Origin of the sequence: Rathayibacter sp. VKM Ac-2801 (assembly GCF_009834245.1) — a bacterium.
GTDB lineage: Bacteria > Actinomycetota > Actinomycetes > Actinomycetales > Microbacteriaceae > Rathayibacter.
Genome location: NZ_CP047183.1, coordinates 1,705,139 through 1,722,796 on the forward strand (window position 1 = coordinate 1,705,139; position 17,658 = coordinate 1,722,796).

The window sequence follows — 17,658 nt, forward strand, 5'->3', positions numbered from 1 at the left end:
GTGCGTCTGCCCGCCTCCACCTACCGCCTCCAGATCCGGTCGGCGTTCGACCTCGACGACGCCGCCCGCGTCGCCGACTACGTGCGCGCGCTCGGAGCGGACTGGCTGTACTTCTCGCCGCTGCTGAAGGCCGAGCCCGGCTCGGACCACGGCTACGACGTGGTGGACCACACCGAGGTCGATCCTGACCGTGGCGGCGCGGCCGGCCTGGCGAACGCCTCGGCCGCGGCGCGGGCAGAGGGCCTCGGCGTCCTCATCGACATCGTCCCGAACCACATGGGCGTCGCGACCCCGAGCGAGAACTCCTGGTGGTGGGACCTCCTGAAGAACGGGAAGTCCTCCCGCTACGCCACCGCGTTCGACATCGACTGGGAGGCGGGGGGCGGAAAGCTGCGCGTGCCTATCCTCGGCGACGGTGCGAGCGAGGGCGACAGCGACAGTGAGCTCGACGCGCTCGAGGTCGTCGGCGACGAGCTGCACTACTACGAGAACCGCCTGCCGATCGCTCCCGGGACCGCCGAGCCCGGCGACTCCGGCCGCATCGTGCACGAGCGCCAGAGCTACGAGCTCGTGAACTGGCGCCGTGCTGACGCCGAGCTGAACTACCGCCGCTTCTTCGCGGTGAACACCCTCGCCGCCATCACGGTCGAGCGGCCCGAGGTGTTCGACGCCTCGCACGCCGAGATCGTCCGCTGGTTCACGGAGGGGCTCGCGGACGGCCTGCGCGTCGACCACCCGGACGGCCTGGCCGACCCGGGCGGCTACCTCGACGACCTGGCCCGCGCGATCGGCGGCGCCCCGGTCTGGGTCGAGAAGATCCTCGAGGGCGACGAGGAGCTCCCGCCGCACTGGGCGACCGTCGGCACCACGGGCTACGACGCCCTGGCCGACGTCGACCGCATCCTGGTCGACCCCGACGCGCGCCCCGTGCTGGAGGGGCTCGACGCCGAGCTCACGGGGAAGGGCGCCCCGCTGCAGTGGGCCGACCTCATCCACGACACCAAGCGCGGCATCGCCGACGGGATCCTCCGCTCCGAGGTCCTGCGGCTGGCCCGCCTGATCCCCGGCATCGAGGGAGCGGACGACGCGCTGGCGGAGCTCCTGGCGACCTACCCCGTCTACCGCAGCTACCTGCCCTACGGAGCGGAGCACCTCGAGCACGCCCGCGTCGACGCCGTGCGCCGCCGCCCCGAGATCCGCGCGACCATCGACGAGGTCGCCGCGGCGCTCGGCGAGACCGGCACCCCGGTGTCCGTGCGCTTCCAGCAGACCTCCGGCATGGTGATGGCGAAGGGCGTCGAGGACACGGCGTTCTACCGCTTCAGCCGCCTCACCTCGCTGAACGAGGTCGGAGCGGACCCGGACGAGTTCGCGATCGACCTGGTCGAGTTCCACCGCCGCCAGGCCGTGCGCCAGGCCTCCTTCCCCGCCTCGCTCACCACGCTCTCGACGCACGACACGAAGCGCGGCGAGGACACCCGTGCCCGCATCACCGCGCTGGCCGAGGACCCGGAGGCGTGGGCGGCGACGCTCCGCGAGCTCCACGCCCTCGTCGGCATCGGCGACGGCCCGGTCGAGCACCTGCTCTGGGAGGCCGTCGTGGGGACCTGGCCCGCGAGCCGCGAGCGCCTGCACGCGTACGCCGAGAAGGCGTCGCGCGAGGCCGACGACTCGACGCACTGGACCGCTCCCGACGAGGAGTTCGAGAAGCGGATGCACGCGGCGATCGACGCGGCGTTCGACGAGCCCGCCGTCCGCCGGCTGGTGGAGCAGACCGTCGAGCGGGTGTCGGCCGCCGGCTGGTCGAACGGCCTCGCCGCGAAGCTCGTGCAGATCACCGCCCCGGGCATCCCGGACGTCTACCAGGGCAGCGAGCTCTGGGAGACCTCCCTCGTCGACCCGGACAACCGCCGCGAGGTCGACTTCGGGCAGCGCCGGGCGCTGCTGGAGCGGATCGACGGCGGCTGGAAGCCCGCTGTCGACGCCGAGGGAGCCGCGAAGCTGCTCGTCACCTCGCGCGCCCTCCGGCTCCGCCGCGACCGCCCCGAGCTCTTCACCCGCTACGCCGCCGTGCCCGCGATCGGGCCCGCCGCCGAGCACGCGATCGCCTTCGACCGCGGCGGCGCACTGACCGTCGCGACCCGGCTCCCCGAGGGCCTCGCCGCCGAGGGCGGCTGGGACGGCACGGTCGTGGTCCTGCCCGGGCACCCGATGGAGGACGTCCTCACCGGCCGCACCTTCGCGGGAGGGGTGACCCCGGTCGCCGAGATCCTCGCCGACTACCCCGTGGCCCTGCTCGCCCCGGTCTCCTGACCGGTTCCGCCACCGCACCGCAGACCGACCCGACCCCTCCTGGAGACAGCAGTGATCAGCACGACTCCCTACCGCTACGCCCTCCCGACGACCGGTCCCGAGCGGTTCGACGTCTGGGCCCCCGAGGCCTCGACGGTCGAGCTCTTGCTCGGCGGCGACTCGTCGCTGACGATGACCCGCCACGGAGACGAGGGATGGTGGCGGGCGCCCGCGTCGGCCCCGGCCACCGGCGAGGTCGACTACGGGTACCGAGTGGACGGCGGCGGTCCGCTGCCGGACCCCCGCTCGCGCCGCCAGCCGAAGGGCGTGCACGAGCTCTCGCGGACGTTCGACCCCTCGGCGCACGTGTGGGGCGACTCCGCCTGGACCGGGCGCGAGCTGGCCGGCGCCGTCATCTACGAGCTGCACCTCGGGACCTTCACGCCCGAGGGCACCCTGGACGCGGCGGCGGAGCGCTTCGAGCACCTGCGCTCGATCGGCGTGGACTTCATCGAGCTGCTGCCGGTCAACGCGGTGAACGGAACGCACAACTGGGGCTACGACGGGGTCCTCTGGTACGCCGTGCACGAGCCGTACGGCGGACCCGAGGCGTACCAGCGCTTCGTGGACGCCGCCCACCGCGCCGGTCTCGGCGTGGTCCAGGACGTCGTCTACAACCACCTCGGCCCGAGCGGCAACTACCTCCCGGAGTTCGGCCCCTACCTCAAGAACGAGAAGGCCAACACCTGGGGCAGCTCGATCAACCTGGACGGCGAGGGCTCCGACACCGTCCGCGGGTACATCATCGACAACGCCCTGATGTGGCTGCGCGACTACCATGTCGACGCCCTGCGCCTGGACGCGGTCCACGCCCTCTCGGACGAGCGGGCCGTGCACGTGCTCGAGGAGATGGCGAGCGAGGTGGCCGTGCTGTCGGCCCACGTCGGACGCCCTCTGACGCTGATCGCGGAGTCCGACCTCAACGATCCGACGCTGATCACTCCGCGGGAGGCGCACGGCTACGGGCTCGACGCGCAGTGGAGCGACGACTTCCACCACGCGGTCCACGTCGCACTGACCGGGGAGACCACGGGCTACTACGAGGACTTCGCGCCGCTCGGCGCCCTCGCGAAGGTGCTGACCCGGGGCTTCTTCCACGACGGCACTCTCTCGACGTTCCGCGGCCGTCACCACGGCCGTCCGGTGGACACCGAGCACATGCCGACCTGGCGCCTGGTGGTCTGCAGCCAGAACCACGACCAGATCGGCAACCGGGCCGTCGGCGACCGTCTGACGGCGACCCTCGACGAGGGGCGCCTGGCGATCGCGGCCGCTCTGACACTGCTGGGCCCCTTCACTCCGATGCTCTTCATGGGCGAGGAGTGGGCGGCGTCGACGCCGTGGCAGTTCTTCACCTCGCACCCCGAGAAGGATCTGGGCGAGGCGACGGCGAAGGGCCGCATCGAGGAGTTCGCGAAGATGGGCTGGGACCCGGAGGTCGTGCCCGACCCGCAGGACCCGGAGACGTTCCTGCGCTCGCGGCTCGACTGGTCCGAGGTCGGGGAGGGGCGTCACGCCCGCACCCTCGAGGTGTACCGCGAGCTGGCGGCGATCCGCCGCCGCTACCCGGAGCTGACCGACCCGCGCTTCGGGTCGCTCCATGTGGATGTCGATGAGAAGGCCCGCTGGCTGACTCTCGGCCGTGGTCGTGTGACCGTGGCGATCAACGTGGGCGAGGCCGCCGCGCGCGTCGCTCTGCCGGAGGTGGCGGAGACGCTGCTCGGCGTCGGAGAGTACGCGGTCCGGCCGGGGGACACCGAGGTGGATCTCGGTGCCTCCTCGCTGCTGGTGACGCTGAGCGGCTGAGCTCCGCGGCGGCCGGCTGTCCAGGTGGCCGGCCGCCTGAGCGCCTGAGGGGCGTCCTCGAGCCCGAGCACTCAGATCGTGACCGCGGCGTACTCCGTCGGGGTCACGACCCGCACTCCCTCGTCGTGGACGAGCAGGAGCGCCCGCAGGGGGATGGCCCGCTTGTGGCAGGCCGCGGCGAGGTGACGGGCGAGGACCCGGTCGGTCTCGCCGAGGAAGGCGCGCCCGGGACGTTCGAGGGCGAAGGCGAGCGAGCCCACGTCCTGGTGCGCCACGGCTTTGGCGAGGGTGGCGACGATCCGCTCGGTCTTCTCCTCGTCGGGGTGCACGGGGAGCCCGTCCACCGGATAGAGGATCGGCAGCTGCACGCCGTCGCGGTCGAGGAAGATCGGCCACAGTGCCCGGCGGTAGGCCGGCCCGATCAGCGAGGAGACGCGCTCGCGCAGCTCGCGGTCGTTCAGGAGCGGCGCATCCAGGTGCGGAGCGGGAGCGGCGTGGTCGAGAGTGGTCATGGTGTCGCTTTCTCGTGGGGCGAGCGGGCGGTGCCGCTGAGGGGTCATCGGAAGTTGCGTGAGGTGGTGCGAGCGCCGACCGTGAGGGTGTCGAACCGGTCGGCGAGGAGGTTCGTCACCCCCTCGTCGGAGCGCTCGAGGATCCCCCTGACCAGCAGGGCGGGTGCCTCGCGGGCCACGCGGCGATAGCGGTTCCATACTCCGACGGAGCAGATCACGTTGAGGATCCCGTGCTCGTCCTCGAGGTTGAGGAAGGTCACTCCACCGGCTGTGGAGGGACGTTGGCGGTGGATCACGACCCCGCCCACCTCGATCCGGGTCCCCGAGGGGATGCCGGGGAGATCGGCCGAGGAGCGGGCTCCGCGCCGGGCGAGCCCCTCGCGGAGGTGGCGCAGCGGGTGGTCGTCGGGCGAGATGCCGGTGGCCCAGAAGTCGAAGACCACGCGCTCCTGAGGGGAGAGCATCGGCAGGAGCGGGGGCTGCACGACGACCGTCGAGCCGGCGAGGAACTCCTCGCGGTCGCCTGCGGCGGTGCCGGCCTCCCAGAGCGCCTGCCGGCGCTGGAGACCGAGCGAGTCGAAGGCTCCCGCCGCGCCGAGGGCCTCCAGCTGAGCCGCGGTCGTTCCGACCCGCCGCGAGAGGTCGGCCATGCTCGCGTAGGGTCCACCGCGCTCGCGCTCGGCGACGATGTGCTCGGCGAGCGCGGTGCCGATACCCTTCACTCCGGCCAGCCCCAGCCGGATCACGAATCCGCTGTCGCGCCGGTGGTCGTCCGAGTGGAAGTGCTCGCTGCGGTCGAACAGGCCCGTGGGCGGCTGATCGGAGCGGAGGCAGTCGTCGCTCCCGTAGGCGGCGCCGCTTCTCCGGCGTGCGGGGGCGTCCTCCTTCGCCTCGAGCCCGGGAGGCGCCAGGGAGCGGTTGACGTCGGGCGGGACGACCTCCACTCCGTGTCGGCGGGCATCGGCGACCAGGGTGTGCGGGGCGTAGAAGCCCATGGGCTGCGCCCTCAGCAGCGCGGCGGTGAACGCGGCGGGGTAGTGCAGGCGGAGCCAGGCGCTGGCGTAGACCAGCAGGGCGAAGCTGATCGCGTGGCTCTCGGCGAAGCCGAAGTTCGCGAACGCCTGGATCCGCAGGTAGATGTCGTCCGCGACCTCGCCGGTGATGCCGTTGCGGGCCATCCCCTGGTAGAGCCGCTCGCGGAGGGTCTCGATCTTCTCGGTCCCGCGCTTGGACCCCATCGCCCGGCGCAGCAGGTCGGCGTCCTCCGCATTGCAGTCGCCGACGGCCACGGCCACCTGCATGAGCTGCTCCTGGAAGAGCGGCACGCCGAGGGTGCGCTTGAGCGGCGTCACGAGGAGGGGGTGCTGGTACGTCACCGGCTCCTCGCCGAGCTTGCGGCGGATGTAGGGATGGACCGCACCGCCCTGGATGGGGCCGGGGCGGATGAGCGCGACCTCGATCACCAGATCGTAGAAGCGGCGCGGCTGCAGCCGGGGGAGGGTGCCCATCTGCGCCCTGCTCTCGACCTGGAACACCCCGATCGAATCGGCTCGGCAGAGCTGGTCGTAGACGCCCTTCTCCTCGCGGGGGATGGTGGAGAGGTCCCACTTCTCGCCGACGTGCTCGGCGACGAGGTCGAACGTGTACTGCAGAGCGGCCAGCATCCCGAGCCCGAGGAGGTCGAACTTGACCAGGCCCATCCAGGCGCAGTCGTCCTTGTCCCACTGCAGGACGGTGCGGTCCTCCATCCGCGCGGGCTCGATCGGGCAGACCTCGCCCACGGGCCGGTCGGTCAGCACCATCCCGCCGGAGTGGATGCCCAGGTGACGGGGCGTGCCCAGCACCCGGGTGGTCAGGGCGACCACGTCCTCGGGGATGTCGTGGTCGGTGCTCTCAGTGACGGACCCCCACCGCTCGACCTGCTTGGACCAGCCGTCCTGCTGCCCGGCGCTGTACCCGAGCGCCTTGGCCATGTCGCGGACGGCGAACTTGGGCCGGTAGGTGATGACGTTGGCGACCTGGGCCGCGTTCAGGCGTCCGTACTTCCGGTAGACGTACTGGATGACCTCCTCGCGCCGTTCCGAGTCGAAGTCGACGTCGATGTCGGGCTCCTCGTCGCGGATGCTGGAGAGGAACCGCTCGAACGGCAGGTCGTAGAAGATCGAGTCGACCGCCGTGATGCCCAGGACGTAGCAGACCGCCGAGTTGGCGGCCGAGCCGCGTCCCTGGCAGAGGATGCCGTTCCGCTTGGCGTAGTGGACGATGTCGTGGACGATCAGGAAGTAGCCCGGGAAGTCCTTCTGCTCGATCACCGCGAGCTCCTTCTCGAGACGGGCGAGGACGTCGGCGTCGGCGCGGGGGTACTTGGCCGGTACCGCCTCGCGCACGAGCTCGCGCAGCCAGCTCATCGAGGTGTGCCCCTCGGGGACCTCCTGGCGCGGGAGCCGGGGCCGGACGCGGCCGAGCTCGAAGGCGATCTCGTCGGCGACGCGCACCGTGTTCTCGACGGAGCCGGGGTAGCGGCAGAAGCGCTCGGCCATCTCGGCGCCGGAGCGCAGGTGGGCCCCGCCGGCGGCGGGGAGCCAGCCGTCCATCTCGTCGAGGCTCCGGCGTGCTCTGACCGCGGCGAGGGCGGTCTGGAGGGGGCGCTCCTCCGGCCGGGCGTAGTGCACGTTGCCGGTGGCGACCGTCCGGAGCTGGAGCTTCTCGGCGATCGCCGCCAGGTGGTCGTTGGCCCGCGAGGCGAGGGGGTCGCCGTGGTCATAGAGCTCCACGAGGACGTTGGCGGGACCGAAGAGCCGGACGAGCTCGCGGACCTCCCGCTCGGCGGCGGCCTCTCCCGCGGCGGCGAGGGCCTGGCGGACCGCTCCCTTGCGGCAGCCCGTCAGCACGATCCAGTGCCCGTCGGCGGCGCGGGCGAGCTCCTCGAGGTCGTAGCTCGGCTTGCCCTTCTCGGCTCCGGCGAGCTGGGCGGTGGTGATCGCGCGGGCGAGGCGGTGGTAGCCCTCCTCGCGGCGGGCGAGGACGAGCAGGTGGGTCCCCTCCGGGTCGGCGACGCCGTTCTGGGGCGAGGTGAGCCCGATGGAGAGCTCGGCTCCGAAGGCGGTGCGGACTGCGTGCCCCTGCGCGGCCTCGGCCATCCTCACGATGCCGTAGAGGCCGTCGTGGTCGGTGAGCGCCAGAGTGTCGATGCCGAGCCGGACCGCCTCCTCGACCAGCTGCTCCGGCTTGCTCGCGCCGTCGAGGAAGCTGAAGTGGGAGTGGGCGTGCAGCTCGGCGTAGGGCACCGGATGCGCCGGCGGCAGGACGTCGTCCCCGGCGACGTAGGCGGGGCGCCTGTGCGACCAGGCCGGGCTGTCGCCGCCGTCGCCGCGGACGACCGTGCCGTCGGCGCGCTTGCCGCTGGACAGGCGGCGCTCGAACTCCGACCAGGGGATCGGCGGGTTGTTCCAGCCCATCGGGGCTCCTTCGGTTCTCGTTCGCGGTGGTGGAGGGACTCTCCGGGTCAGTCGTAGCGGGCCTCGGCGGCCCAGACCCCGTCGAGGCAGAGCAGCAGCCAGGCGACACCGGCGGCGTCGACCACCTGGAAGCGGTCGTAGCGGACGGCGGTGCTCGGATCCCACCAGCGCTCGTCGATCGGCCAGGGACCCGCCCATCCCGCGAGGGGCTCCAGGCGGGCCTGGGACGTCCCGGGGGTGAAGTAGGCGGGCACGGAGCTGAGGGTGCCGCGCTCGTCGACCGCGACGGGTTCGCCCCTCGGTCCGCGGACCAGCACGGCGGCGGGCTCCGCGAAGACGGTCGGCGGCAGGGGCGGCGGCAGGGAGCCGGGCCAGGGCAGGGCCCTCGGACGGGCGTCGCCCGGCTCCCGGTCTCCCCACGGGATCAGGTGCTGGCGGTCGCGGAGGGACCGACCGCCTCCGATCGACGCGGTCATCACGGCCTCGTGCCCGAGCATGCTCTGCACGCGGCTCAGCCCGTGGTGGACGCGCTCCTCCGGGGCGGTGCCCCAGAGGCCCTGCTCGTGGTTGCCGATCGCGTCGACGGCTTCGGGCTCGACGCACAGCCGCGAGATCGGCGCTCCGAGACCGGTGTCGATCGCCCCGCTGCCCTGGAGCTGCCAGCGGACCCGGTCGAGCACGTCGCCCGGGTTGAACCATCTCGGGTGCAGCCAGCTCCGGGAGGAGACCTCACCGCGCTCGCTGACGACCTCGATGCGGATGGCGGTCGCGACCAGCTGTGCGCGGGTGAGCCCGGCGACGAACTCCTCCGCCGGCACGCGGAAGGCGAAGGCTGCCTGGTCGATGCGGTCCAGAGGAGGCTCGAACTCCATCGCCCGGTCGAGGCGCTCGGGCGGAAGCCGGGGCACCACCGTCTCCGACTCCGCTCCGGCGGCGAGGAGGTGCGCGTGGGCGCCCTCCGGTCCGAACCGGGCGGCGACGTCCTCTCGAGGGAGCGCGGCGAAGGCGCCGAGGGTGCGGACGCCGAGCTTGCGCAGGAGCGCCACCAGGTCGTCCCCCCGGTGGGGAACGCGGGCAGGCGCTGCGACGGACTCGGTCTCGAGCGAGTCGAGCGGGAGCGGGGAGAGGAACCCGGCCGCTGATCCTGCGGGCACGACGGCGATGGGACGGCCGGAGTGCTTCGCGGCGAGCTCGGAGGCGAAGAGCCCGTCGGCGATCCCGATACGGGCATCGGGCAGACCCAGCTCGGCCAGACGCTGCAGGATCGCCTCGGCCGCGCTCTGCTCGCTCCCGTAGTACCGGCGAGGACCGCGGGCGCGGATCGCGCACAGACCGGGCCGGATCAGCTGGACGCCCGGGGTGATCTCCTCGAGCGCCTGGATGAGCGGCTCGAACGCCCGGTGGTCGAGAACCGGGTCGTACGGGAGGACGGCGAGACCCGTGCAGCGGGACTGCGCCTCGCGCACGCGCATGCCCCGCCGGACCCCTTCGGCCCGGGCAGCGGGGGAGGAGGCGAAGACCAGGCTCTTCTCGGTGAGGGCCAGGGGGTGCTCGGCGCCGAGGCCGGCGTCGGCAGCGGCCGCGAGGAGGGGCCAGTCGGGGCACCAGACGAGGATCGTCCGCCGCAGCTCGGGTGCGCTCGCCATCTCAGACCGCCCGCTCGCGCAGGCGGCCGTGCTCGACCCGGGAGCCGAAGACGCTCTCGACGCCCGGCATGCTCATCCTCACCGTGCGCACCCGGGTGCCGGCCCGACCGACCACATCGACCATAGCCTCTCGGGAGCGGAGGTAGCCGTGGCCGTCGCCGAGCCCCTCCCAACGGCTGCTGCGGAGGCTGAGCCGCGCCTCGGCCTGGGGCCACTCGCCGAGGACCACCAGCGCGGCCCCCCGCTGCCGCAGTCGTGCTCCCAGACGTGAGACGTCTGCCGAGGAGACGGAGGCGGGAGGACGGGTGAGCACGACGGTCAGCACATCGACCAGTGCGGCGGTGACGGTGAGCCAGTGCTCGGCGGGTGCGGGCACGAGAACCAGGCGCTCGAGGTCGATCCCCATGCCGGCCGCGGCCTCGGCCCCGAACTCCGGGACGCCCACAACGCCGCACCACGAGCCCTCGGCGGACGGGCCGGCGAGCAGCCCCATCGCCAGGCTCATCGAGCCCTCCACCGAGTAGGCCGCGCCCTGCTTGAGCGAGCCGCCCGGGAGAACGGAGGAGAAGGCCGGCAGGGTGGCGAGGCTCCTGGTCTCGAGGGTCGTCGCCTGCATGTCACGGATGCGGGACTGCAGCTCCTTCACCGACGCGAGCTGCCGCAGAAGGGGCTCTGCGGCCTCGGCCGTCTCCGCGGAGACGAGGGGTGAAGGGGGGCTCATCTGCCCATGTTCGAACATGTGTTCGAGTATGTCAATCGCCACCGACATCCACCGGCGAGCCGCTTGGACCCTTCCGCGACAGCCCTGTCCAGGGCTCTGCGGAGGAGGTTCGACGCGTGCCGGGCAGTCTCGCATGCGACCCCGACATCGCCGTGCGGCGGCGTCCTCCGCCTGGTCTCGTCAAGGGAGGGCCTCTGCCCGCGCCTCTACCATGGGAGCCATGTCCGACGCCCTGCCCGATCCCGCCGACTCCGACGCCATTACCCCGGCCGCGCCGCGCAGGCGGACCCTCGTGGTCAAGATGGGGTCCAGCTCGGTCACCAAGCAGTCGGGCCCGGATCCCGTGCTCCTGGCCAGTGCGCTCGAGAGCGCGTTCGCCGCCCGGGCGCTGGGCTGGGACGTCGTGCTGGTCTCCTCCGGCGCCGTCTCCTCGGGCCGGGCGCTCTTCGCCCGCTCGCAGGAGGAGCCGATCAGCGCCCGCCTGGCGGCAGCGGTGGGCCAGACCGTCCTCATGGGCTTCTACCGCTCGGTGGCCGAGCTCTCGGGTGCCCTGGTCGCGCAGATCCTGATCGGCGAGTCCGACCTCGCCTCGCCCCGGCAGATGGCGCACGTCGCCGAGGCGATCCGCCACGCCCTCGACGCCGGAGTCGTGCCCGTGGTCAACGGCAACGACACGATCGACTCCGCCGGCTCGGACAACGACGGCGTCGCCGGCGGACTGGCGATGCTCCTCGGCGCGGACCTGCTGCTGCTCCTCACCGATGTGCCCGGTGTCTTCGCCGGCAGCATCGCCGAGGGCGTGCACCTCGAGGAGCTGGGCATCTCGGAGCTGCGCCGCATCGGCGTGCAGAAGGGCGGGACCGGACGAGGGGGCATCCGCTCCAAGCTGCGGGCCGCCGAGCTCGCCGCTCACAACGGCGTCTCGACCAGGATCGCCGGGGCGCGCACCCCCGAGGTGATCCTGGGTGCCCTGGGCGGTCCGGGCCCGGGCACCCTCGTGCGCGCGGTGCACGCGCACCCGCCCGTCGAGCAGCGCTGGATCTCCGGAGTGGCGACCGGCCGCGGCCGCGTCGAGATCAACCTCGAGGCCGAGCGGAGCATCGGAGCCGGCTCGAGCCTGTTCGCCTCGGGCATCAAGCGCGTCTCGGGCGAGTTCGGCGGCGGCGACGTGATCGAGGTGCGCGCCCTCAGCGGAGAGCTCCTCGCACGCGGCGTCTCCCGCGTCTCCTCGCGTCTGCTGACCCTGGTCCGAGCGCTCCGGGTCGACGAGATCGCCCGGGTCTTCGTGGCGGTCCTCGGCCATGCGGCCGCGACGTCGCCGTCGGCGAGTCCCGAGGGGGAGGAGAGGCCGCAGCTGACCCGCGCCCTGGAGTACGCGCGCACTCTCTCCTCCGAGCATGCGCGAGCGGTAGCGATGGAGATCGTCTCCCTCTTTCCCGCCGAGAGCATCTCGGCCCTGCTGGGTCAGGGAGCGGGTGAGGGCGAGCTGGTCGAGCGCTACACCCGGCTCGTCCGCACCCTCGCCATCGTGGAGAACGAGAACCTGGCCGTCTTCCGCTCCTGACCGCCGGAGGCGCGCCACGCCTCAGTGCATTTCGCGCCTTCGCGTCATGATCTCCGTTCTCCGGTGTCTTCCTGGTGATGGCGCCGCTCCTGGGCGCCCCGACGGAACGGATCATCGATGAGCGTCCCCCCTTCCACAGCCGGCCACTTCCGCGAGTCCGACATCACGCCCGAGAGCTTCGAGACCGAGCGGCTCGAGCGGCGGCTCGCCCTGCTCGAGGCGTCGATCGTCCAGGGAGAGCGGGCTCTTCTCGGCCGGGTCGATCCGAGAACCGGAGATCCCCTCCCGGGTGCCTGCGGGGGGCACCGCGCCCAGCTGGTCAGCAACCTGACGACGGAGCGGGCCCTCGCCGATCGCATCCGGGCGATACTCGCCGCTCGGAGCTGACGGGGTGCGTACGGCACGATGGGGCCATGGTCACCATCACCGTCGCCGGTCTCGCCCAGCACTTCCACCCCGCCGAGCGGGGCACCGTCCGCCTCGAGATCCGGCGCGAGTCGCGGTCCCGGCCCCAGGCGCTCGCCGAGGTCACCGCCCTGCACGCGCGGGTCCGTGAGGAGGCGGCCGCCGAGCAGGCGTCCGGGGCCGCCACCTGGTGGTCCTCCGACCAGATCTCGGTGTCCTCGATCCGCCGGTACATCAAGGACTCGGACGTCACGCAGCTCTTCCACGTCGCGGCCGCCGGGGTCCGGGTGAAGTACCGCGACTTCGCGGCTCTCGGCCGCTGGGTCGGCTCAATCTCGGAGGTGCCGGGGATCCAGATCTCGGGCGTCGACTGGGACGTGACGGCGGCTCGACGGGCGGGCATCGAGCGCGAGGTCCGCACCGCTGCCGTGCGCGACGCGCTCGAGCGGGCGGAGGCCTACGCGGCGGCCCTCGGCCTGACCGAGGTACGGGTGCTGACCCTCTTCGAGCCGGGACTGCGGCCGCACACGCGCATCGAGGGCGGCTCGGCGCTGATGAGCCGCGCCAAGGCGTTCTCCTCGTCGGAGGAGCCGCTGGCCCTCAAGCCGGAGGACATCGAGGTCACCGCCTCGGTCTCCGCCGACTTCGAGGCGCACTGACGCGGAGCCGCGCCCGGGCGTGCGATCCCGCTGCGGTCCGAGAGCGCGCACCGGCACCCGCTGCCCGCTGATCGTCTCGATGCCGACCGTGAGCGGCTCGAAGCGTTCATCCGTCTGCTCCACGACGCCCCCCTCTCCGCCTGACCACCGGGCACTCGACCACCATACGAGTATTGAGGAGTCCTCGGCAGCTCTGTCGCGGTTCGGCGTCCAGAGTGCGCACCACCGGGAATAGCGGTGGACCTCCGAGCGCTGAGGCAGGCATGGTCTCGCGCATCGGCTTCCTCTCCTTCGGCCATTACCAACCGGTTCCCGGGTCGCAGACCCGCTCCGCCCGCGACGTCCTCCTCCAGACGATCGAGCTCGCGGAGGCGGCGGAGGAGATCGGAATCGACGGCGCCTACGTCCGCGTGCACCACTTCGCGCCGCAGCTCGCCTCGCCGTTCCCGCTGCTGGCGGCGATCGCCGCGCGCACCCGCCGCATCGAGATCGGCACCGGGGTCATCGACATGCGCTACGAGAAGTCCGTCCGAGCTAGTGATCTAGGCGAGGGGGCCCGACGGGGAGTCGCTCCGAAGCGCCTCCCCGCCTCGACCTAGTTCTCACACTCCCACAGAGGCAACATGCAGTACCGGCACATTGCGTACGTCTTTCGAAGCTCCCCTTCCAAGTAGGGAGGCCACACGAAGCGATCGGGGGGTGTGTACTCATGACCCACATTGGTGATAAGTTGACACGACCGCTTCGAAGCACCTCGAATCATGTCGGGGTCCTCGGGGCAGACAGTATCCATATGTTGACCTCTCGTCGACGAACCGCATACATGCGGGTGAGCGCAGCGGAACGCGAAGGCGCCCTTGAGAAGAAACTTTCGATTCCGCGCTACCAATACTACGTATAGGGTGCGGGCCGGTTTAAGCCCGCTAGACGTAGTAGTTACAGCCGTGTAGTTATCCCCCGGTTTCTCCCCCGTTCATCCACAAGCCGGAGCCTGCGGAACCGCGGAAGGACGCGGGTCAGCACGAACCATCCACAGGTGTGGACAGAAGGATCCCGTTCACTGTGCACAACGCGCCACGGCGTGTCGGCCTGCCGACCAATAGGGCCCGGGCGCATCAAAGGCCCCCACCCGTGGAGGGTAGGGGCCTCTTCTGCAACGAGCTCAGTCCCGACGGTACGCCGACGCGGGGCCGTACGACCCGTCGCGGAAGATCGCGCGGAACTCTTCGGGGCCGCCGGGCCAGGGCTCAATGCGGTAGGAAAGGTTGGCGGTGGCGTCGGCGTTCATCGGTGCTCCTTGGCTGCTCGAGCCGCGCGGTGCGGCTGGATTTATTGTTACCCAACAAATTCGGTCGCGCAACCCGCTAGCGTGGCGGCATGAGCGAGAAGGCTGCCCGCGGCAGGCCAAGGGTGGCCGAGCCGCTGAGCAAAGTCAGAGGCGTGCGCTTCACGGAGCAGGAGTACAGCCTCGTCCTCGCTGCTGCCGCCGCGGCGGGAGTGAGCCCCGCCCAATGGATCAGAGCCGCAGCGGTAGACGAGGCTCAGAAACGACGAAAAGCCCCTCCCTCCACGGATGCGGAGGAAGGGGCGTAAGCCGCTGACAAACGACCTGCGGTTTGTCAGAGGGATGCTTGGGTGGAGCCGGACTGCTATAACGTCGGCCAGGCACCCGTAGAGGCGGCACGCGCCGAGTCCTGGTCGTAGACGTCGATCCGCTCGTCGGCGACGGCCGCGGTCTGGGCGAGGAGGTACTCGCCCGTCCAGGGGTTCTGCACGTAGACCGGCGCGGGCGCCGGCGCTGCAGCCGCGAGGGCAGCCGCGCGAGACGCCTCGGCGGTCGGAGAGGCGAAGCCGGCGGTCGGCGCGACGAGCGGCCGGACCGTCGGCGAGGCGGCTGATGGCATCCTGGACTGGGTCAAGAGAGCTGGCGAGGCAACCGAAGGAGGCATCGTCGATTCTGGCCGGACTAGACGCCGTGGGATGCTCGGTGTTGCCTGTGGCTGAGGCTACGGCGCAGGTCCTCGGCGCAAAGCTTGACGACGCGACGCGCCCCGACGGGCCGCATCTCGTATGACAGCGGGTCTGCGAATTCGAACAGCTCGAGTCACGCTGACGCGACTGCTTCGTGGAGGAGCGCACTACGCCACGCTTGCTGGCCTGGCCAAAAGTCGCCGCTAGGCAGTATCCTCGCTTGAAGCGAGGGGACATTTACATGGACTGGTTCTTTGATGGCCTGGGAACTTTGCTCATCGGGCTTGCCTTGGGGGCAGGAGGGGGCTCGGCGATTACTTGGCGAGTAGTCACCCGTCGAAACCGACAGAGCCAGCGAGCTGGGCGCAATTCAACTCAGACCATGGCGGGGCGAGACCTTTCGGGTTCGAAGTGACATTTGATCGCCAGGCACAGCGCGCCGGGGCTCACTCGGTTCAGGTGATGGTGCAAGGGGACTACGTCGTCGGGGTCTCTGAGGAACGCGCTACGGAAATCGCTATGGAAGTCGCGCTCGAGATTGCGAATGGGTACCACGCGGAGGCGGCGAGGGTTGTTCGAGATCGCGTGACTGAATTTGTTCCGATCGCAATTCGACAGCTTGACGCCGCTGGTGTCCTGGACGCGTTCCGAGACCCCGGATTCAACAACGATGTTGCAAAGGCCGAGTCCGCTGCGGCGGCAAGTGGCACCGCGGATGATTACGAGATAATCGCCGACCTACTGACAGAGCGCGCCAAGACGGTCGCAGACCGAATTGCTGCAGTAGAGGTTTCGGATGCGATAGCAATCGCGGGTCGAATTGACCCAAATGCGCTGCGGGCGCTGACGGTGGTTCTCGCGCTAAACGTAGTTCATTCGTCAATAACCACCGAACAGATCCTCGACACTATGGAAAATGACTTCAAGGTCCTTGTCGGTAGTGGACTACCAAAGGGGCGCGCGTGGATCGATCACCTTGACGCCGTAGGCGCTGTCCGCCAACAGTCAGGGACAACGTTCAACTCAGCAACGGCGATTTGGACGAGCAACATGGCTGGAATCTATGCTCCCGGAATGCGTAGAGGCGAAGAGGAGATGCGTCTATATAACGAGACTTGTAGAGAAATCCGATGCGCACTCCCACTCGTTGCGCACTCCTATCGGCCGGGATACGTCAGAGTATCTGTTAGCAATTTGGACGTGTTTCGCTCTGACAGGCTAGAGGATGGCTTCGATGAGGAAGAGATATCGAAGGCGATCGATGCGGCAATCACTTTCGGGGGAGTGGGCACAATTGAAGCGGAGAGCCAAAGGCGTTTTATTGCCGACTTAAACTCGAGAGAAATTCTTGGCGAGGTTGCATCCTGGCTTCAGGATCTACCGACCTATTTCGAAGCGACCCCGGCAGGTCGGACGATCGGACGAGCAAACCTGCGGCGACTCACGGGGGTGCCCTGGAAGCCTCCAGGCCCGCTTGCCTAAGAAGCCTGAACGCTTCGCCCTATCGGGCGTCTTAAGAGGCGTCCTTGCAGCGGAAGAACTCGGCCTTTAAGCCGAGCGAGCGCCTGTCGCAGTCGTGTGCGCTGCAAAGGCATCGGCATCGTGCGTGGGACGATCGATCGGTGCGTGTCGGTGGTCTTAGGTGACGGCCATCCCTTAGCGCTCGTGACGCTGCGTGGTTCTGCCACAGTCGAGGCGGTGCAAGTTGCACTCCGGGTGGCCCGCTGACGATGTACGGCGTTGAGTCTGATGAGATTTTAGTCCGCACTTCTTCGCCGGGCGACAACCTGCGCCTTCAAGACGGCTGCCAGGGTGTCGCGGTAGACCTGTTCGTTGACGACGAAGCGCTCGCCGGGAGCCGGAGTCAGCGGAGCCGCTCCGGGAAGGTCCAGCGGCGCTCGCTCGGTGTGAGTGTTGAAGACCTCGATCTGAAACGACGGGACGGTCACGCCGACAAAGCGGAAGGTCACCTCGTAGCGCCCGGCGACGAAACAGACTCCGACGCCGCCCGCCTCGTCGAGGAGGTCGCCGGTCAGCGGGTCGATACTCGCGTCGACGATGAGCGGGACGACGGCCGTCGGGATGGGCTGCGTCGCGACGAGCGCCGAGCCGAGCCAGCGGAAGCGCACGGTCCCGACCGCGGGGCGAATGTCGGGCAGCCGGTCGAAGTCGGAGACGGTGTCGCCGACCGCGAGGATGTACCGACCGCGGACGTAGCCGTAGACGAGATCAGACGGAGCGACGGGCAAGGCGCCTCCTGGGCGTGTAAACGGGCCTGAGGCAGGCTCGACGGGCCGGGGTGGCGGCCTTGGGCGGTTTGTTGAAACCCCGGAACCCGCGCGCACAGAGAGGCGCTATGCCGTTTCGGGCTTCTAGGAGGGGGGGAGGGGAGGGGGTCGCCCCCAGGGACGCCAGCAATCCGTCAGCGGTTTGTCAGCGCGGGAGGAGGAGCTAGAGGGCCCCGGGATGGGCCTCGGGGCGCCGGTAGCGCGAGACCGCAGGCCGACGTGCAGCGGCACCCTCGGCGCTGCTCTTGCGTCCGTGATGCCATGAGCACAGCGCTT

General features: G+C 70.5%; 13 protein-coding genes and 1 pseudogene. 7 read left to right on the plus strand and 7 right to left on the minus strand.

Features of this window, described 5'->3' with window-relative positions:
• Positions 1-2,313 carry a malto-oligosyltrehalose synthase gene (treY, locus tag GSU45_RS07875; RefSeq protein ID WP_159914049.1) on the plus strand — a complete coding sequence of 771 codons (2,313 nt, stop codon included), beginning with the start codon at positions 1-3 and terminating at the stop codon, positions 2,311-2,313.
• A gap of 51 nt (positions 2,314-2,364) precedes the next feature.
• Entirely contained in the window at positions 2,365-4,158 is a 1,794-nt protein-coding gene (gene treZ, locus GSU45_RS07880; protein WP_244248258.1) for a malto-oligosyltrehalose trehalohydrolase, read from the plus strand.
• A 71-nt stretch (positions 4,159-4,229) separates the two neighbouring features.
• Here treZ and GSU45_RS07885 read toward each other — a convergent pair whose 3' ends face one another.
• The 4 genes from GSU45_RS07885 to GSU45_RS07900 are packed head-to-tail and all read right to left on the minus strand — an operon-like array spanning position 4,230 to position 10,495.
• Positions 4,230-4,670: a hypothetical protein gene (locus tag GSU45_RS07885; protein ID WP_159914051.1), complete on the minus strand. Its 441-nt coding sequence runs from the start codon at positions 4,668-4,670 to the stop codon at positions 4,230-4,232.
• 44 nt (positions 4,671-4,714) lie between these two features.
• Positions 4,715-8,128, minus strand: a complete 3,414-nt coding sequence (locus GSU45_RS07890; RefSeq protein ID WP_159914053.1) for an error-prone DNA polymerase — start codon at positions 8,126-8,128, stop codon at positions 4,715-4,717.
• Positions 8,129-8,175: 47 nt separating this feature from the next.
• Positions 8,176-9,774 (minus strand): DNA polymerase Y family protein, encoded by a 1,599-nt coding sequence (locus tag GSU45_RS07895; RefSeq protein WP_159914055.1) that lies wholly within the window; start codon positions 9,772-9,774, stop codon positions 8,176-8,178.
• A 1-nt stretch (position 9,775) separates the two neighbouring features.
• Positions 9,776-10,495, minus strand: a complete 720-nt coding sequence (locus GSU45_RS07900) for a hypothetical protein (RefSeq protein WP_159914057.1) — start codon at positions 10,493-10,495, stop codon at positions 9,776-9,778.
• Positions 10,496-10,715: 220 nt separating this feature from the next.
• On the opposite strand from GSU45_RS07900, the gene proB reads away from it, so the two are divergent.
• The 4 genes and pseudogenes from proB to GSU45_RS07920 form a co-directional block, all read left to right on the plus strand.
• On the plus strand, positions 10,716-12,059 hold the full coding sequence (gene proB, locus GSU45_RS07905) for a glutamate 5-kinase (protein ID WP_159914059.1): 1,344 nt from the start codon (positions 10,716-10,718) through the stop codon (positions 12,057-12,059).
• Between the two features lie 117 nt (positions 12,060-12,176).
• Positions 12,177-12,446: a hypothetical protein gene (locus GSU45_RS07910; RefSeq protein WP_159914061.1), complete on the plus strand. Its 270-nt coding sequence runs from the start codon at positions 12,177-12,179 to the stop codon at positions 12,444-12,446.
• 26 nt (positions 12,447-12,472) lie between these two features.
• Positions 12,473-13,123, plus strand: coding sequence for an SIMPL domain-containing protein (locus GSU45_RS07915; protein ID WP_159914063.1), 651 nt, complete (start codon positions 12,473-12,475; stop codon positions 13,121-13,123).
• A 263-nt stretch (positions 13,124-13,386) separates the two neighbouring features.
• A pseudogene (locus tag GSU45_RS07920) lies at positions 13,387-13,644 on the plus strand (LLM class flavin-dependent oxidoreductase); the annotation flags it as partial.
• Between the two features lie 641 nt (positions 13,645-14,285).
• On the opposite strand, the gene GSU45_RS17375 reads toward GSU45_RS07920, so the two are convergent.
• Together GSU45_RS17375 and GSU45_RS07925 are read right to left on the minus strand one after the other, a co-directional pair.
• Positions 14,286-14,411, minus strand: a complete 126-nt coding sequence (locus GSU45_RS17375; protein ID WP_279631111.1) for a hypothetical protein — start codon at positions 14,409-14,411, stop codon at positions 14,286-14,288.
• Between the two features lie 361 nt (positions 14,412-14,772).
• Positions 14,773-15,027, minus strand: coding sequence for a hypothetical protein (locus tag GSU45_RS07925; RefSeq protein WP_159914065.1), 255 nt, complete (start codon positions 15,025-15,027; stop codon positions 14,773-14,775).
• 529 nt (positions 15,028-15,556) lie between these two features.
• On the opposite strand from GSU45_RS07925, the gene GSU45_RS07930 reads away from it, so the two are divergent.
• Complete coding sequence (locus GSU45_RS07930; protein WP_159914067.1) at positions 15,557-16,576, plus strand: LPO_1073/Vpar_1526 family protein; 1,020 nt, start codon at positions 15,557-15,559, stop codon at positions 16,574-16,576.
• Positions 16,577-16,851: 275 nt separating this feature from the next.
• On the opposite strand, the gene GSU45_RS07935 is transcribed toward GSU45_RS07930, so the two are convergent.
• On the minus strand, positions 16,852-17,343 hold the full coding sequence (locus tag GSU45_RS07935; RefSeq protein ID WP_159914069.1) for a hypothetical protein: 492 nt from the start codon (positions 17,341-17,343) through the stop codon (positions 16,852-16,854).
• Between the last annotated feature and the right edge of the window lie 315 nt (positions 17,344-17,658).

Bases quoted from the DNA above. Each gene is read 5' to 3' on its own strand.
- GSU45_RS07930 (WP_159914067.1), top strand. From the start codon at position 15,557: ATGGTGCAAGGGGACTACGTCGTCGGGGTCTCTGAGGAACGCGCTACG.
- proB (WP_159914059.1), top strand. From the start codon at position 10,716: ATGTCCGACGCCCTGCCCGATCCCGCCGACTCCGACGCCATTACCCCG.
- GSU45_RS07915 (WP_159914063.1), top strand. From the start codon at position 12,473: ATGGTCACCATCACCGTCGCCGGTCTCGCCCAGCACTTCCACCCCGCC.
- GSU45_RS07910 (WP_159914061.1), top strand. From the start codon at position 12,177: ATGAGCGTCCCCCCTTCCACAGCCGGCCACTTCCGCGAGTCCGACATC.
- GSU45_RS07925 (WP_159914065.1), bottom strand. From the start codon at position 15,027: ATGCCATCAGCCGCCTCGCCGACGGTCCGGCCGCTCGTCGCGCCGACC.
- GSU45_RS07885 (WP_159914051.1), bottom strand. From the start codon at position 4,670: ATGACCACTCTCGACCACGCCGCTCCCGCTCCGCACCTGGATGCGCCG.
- GSU45_RS17375 (WP_279631111.1), bottom strand. From the start codon at position 14,411: ATGAACGCCGACGCCACCGCCAACCTTTCCTACCGCATTGAGCCCTGG.
- GSU45_RS07900 (WP_159914057.1), bottom strand. From the start codon at position 10,495: ATGAGCCCCCCTTCACCCCTCGTCTCCGCGGAGACGGCCGAGGCCGCA.
- GSU45_RS07890 (WP_159914053.1), bottom strand. From the start codon at position 8,128: ATGGGCTGGAACAACCCGCCGATCCCCTGGTCGGAGTTCGAGCGCCGC.
- GSU45_RS07895 (WP_159914055.1), bottom strand. From the start codon at position 9,774: ATGGCGAGCGCACCCGAGCTGCGGCGGACGATCCTCGTCTGGTGCCCC.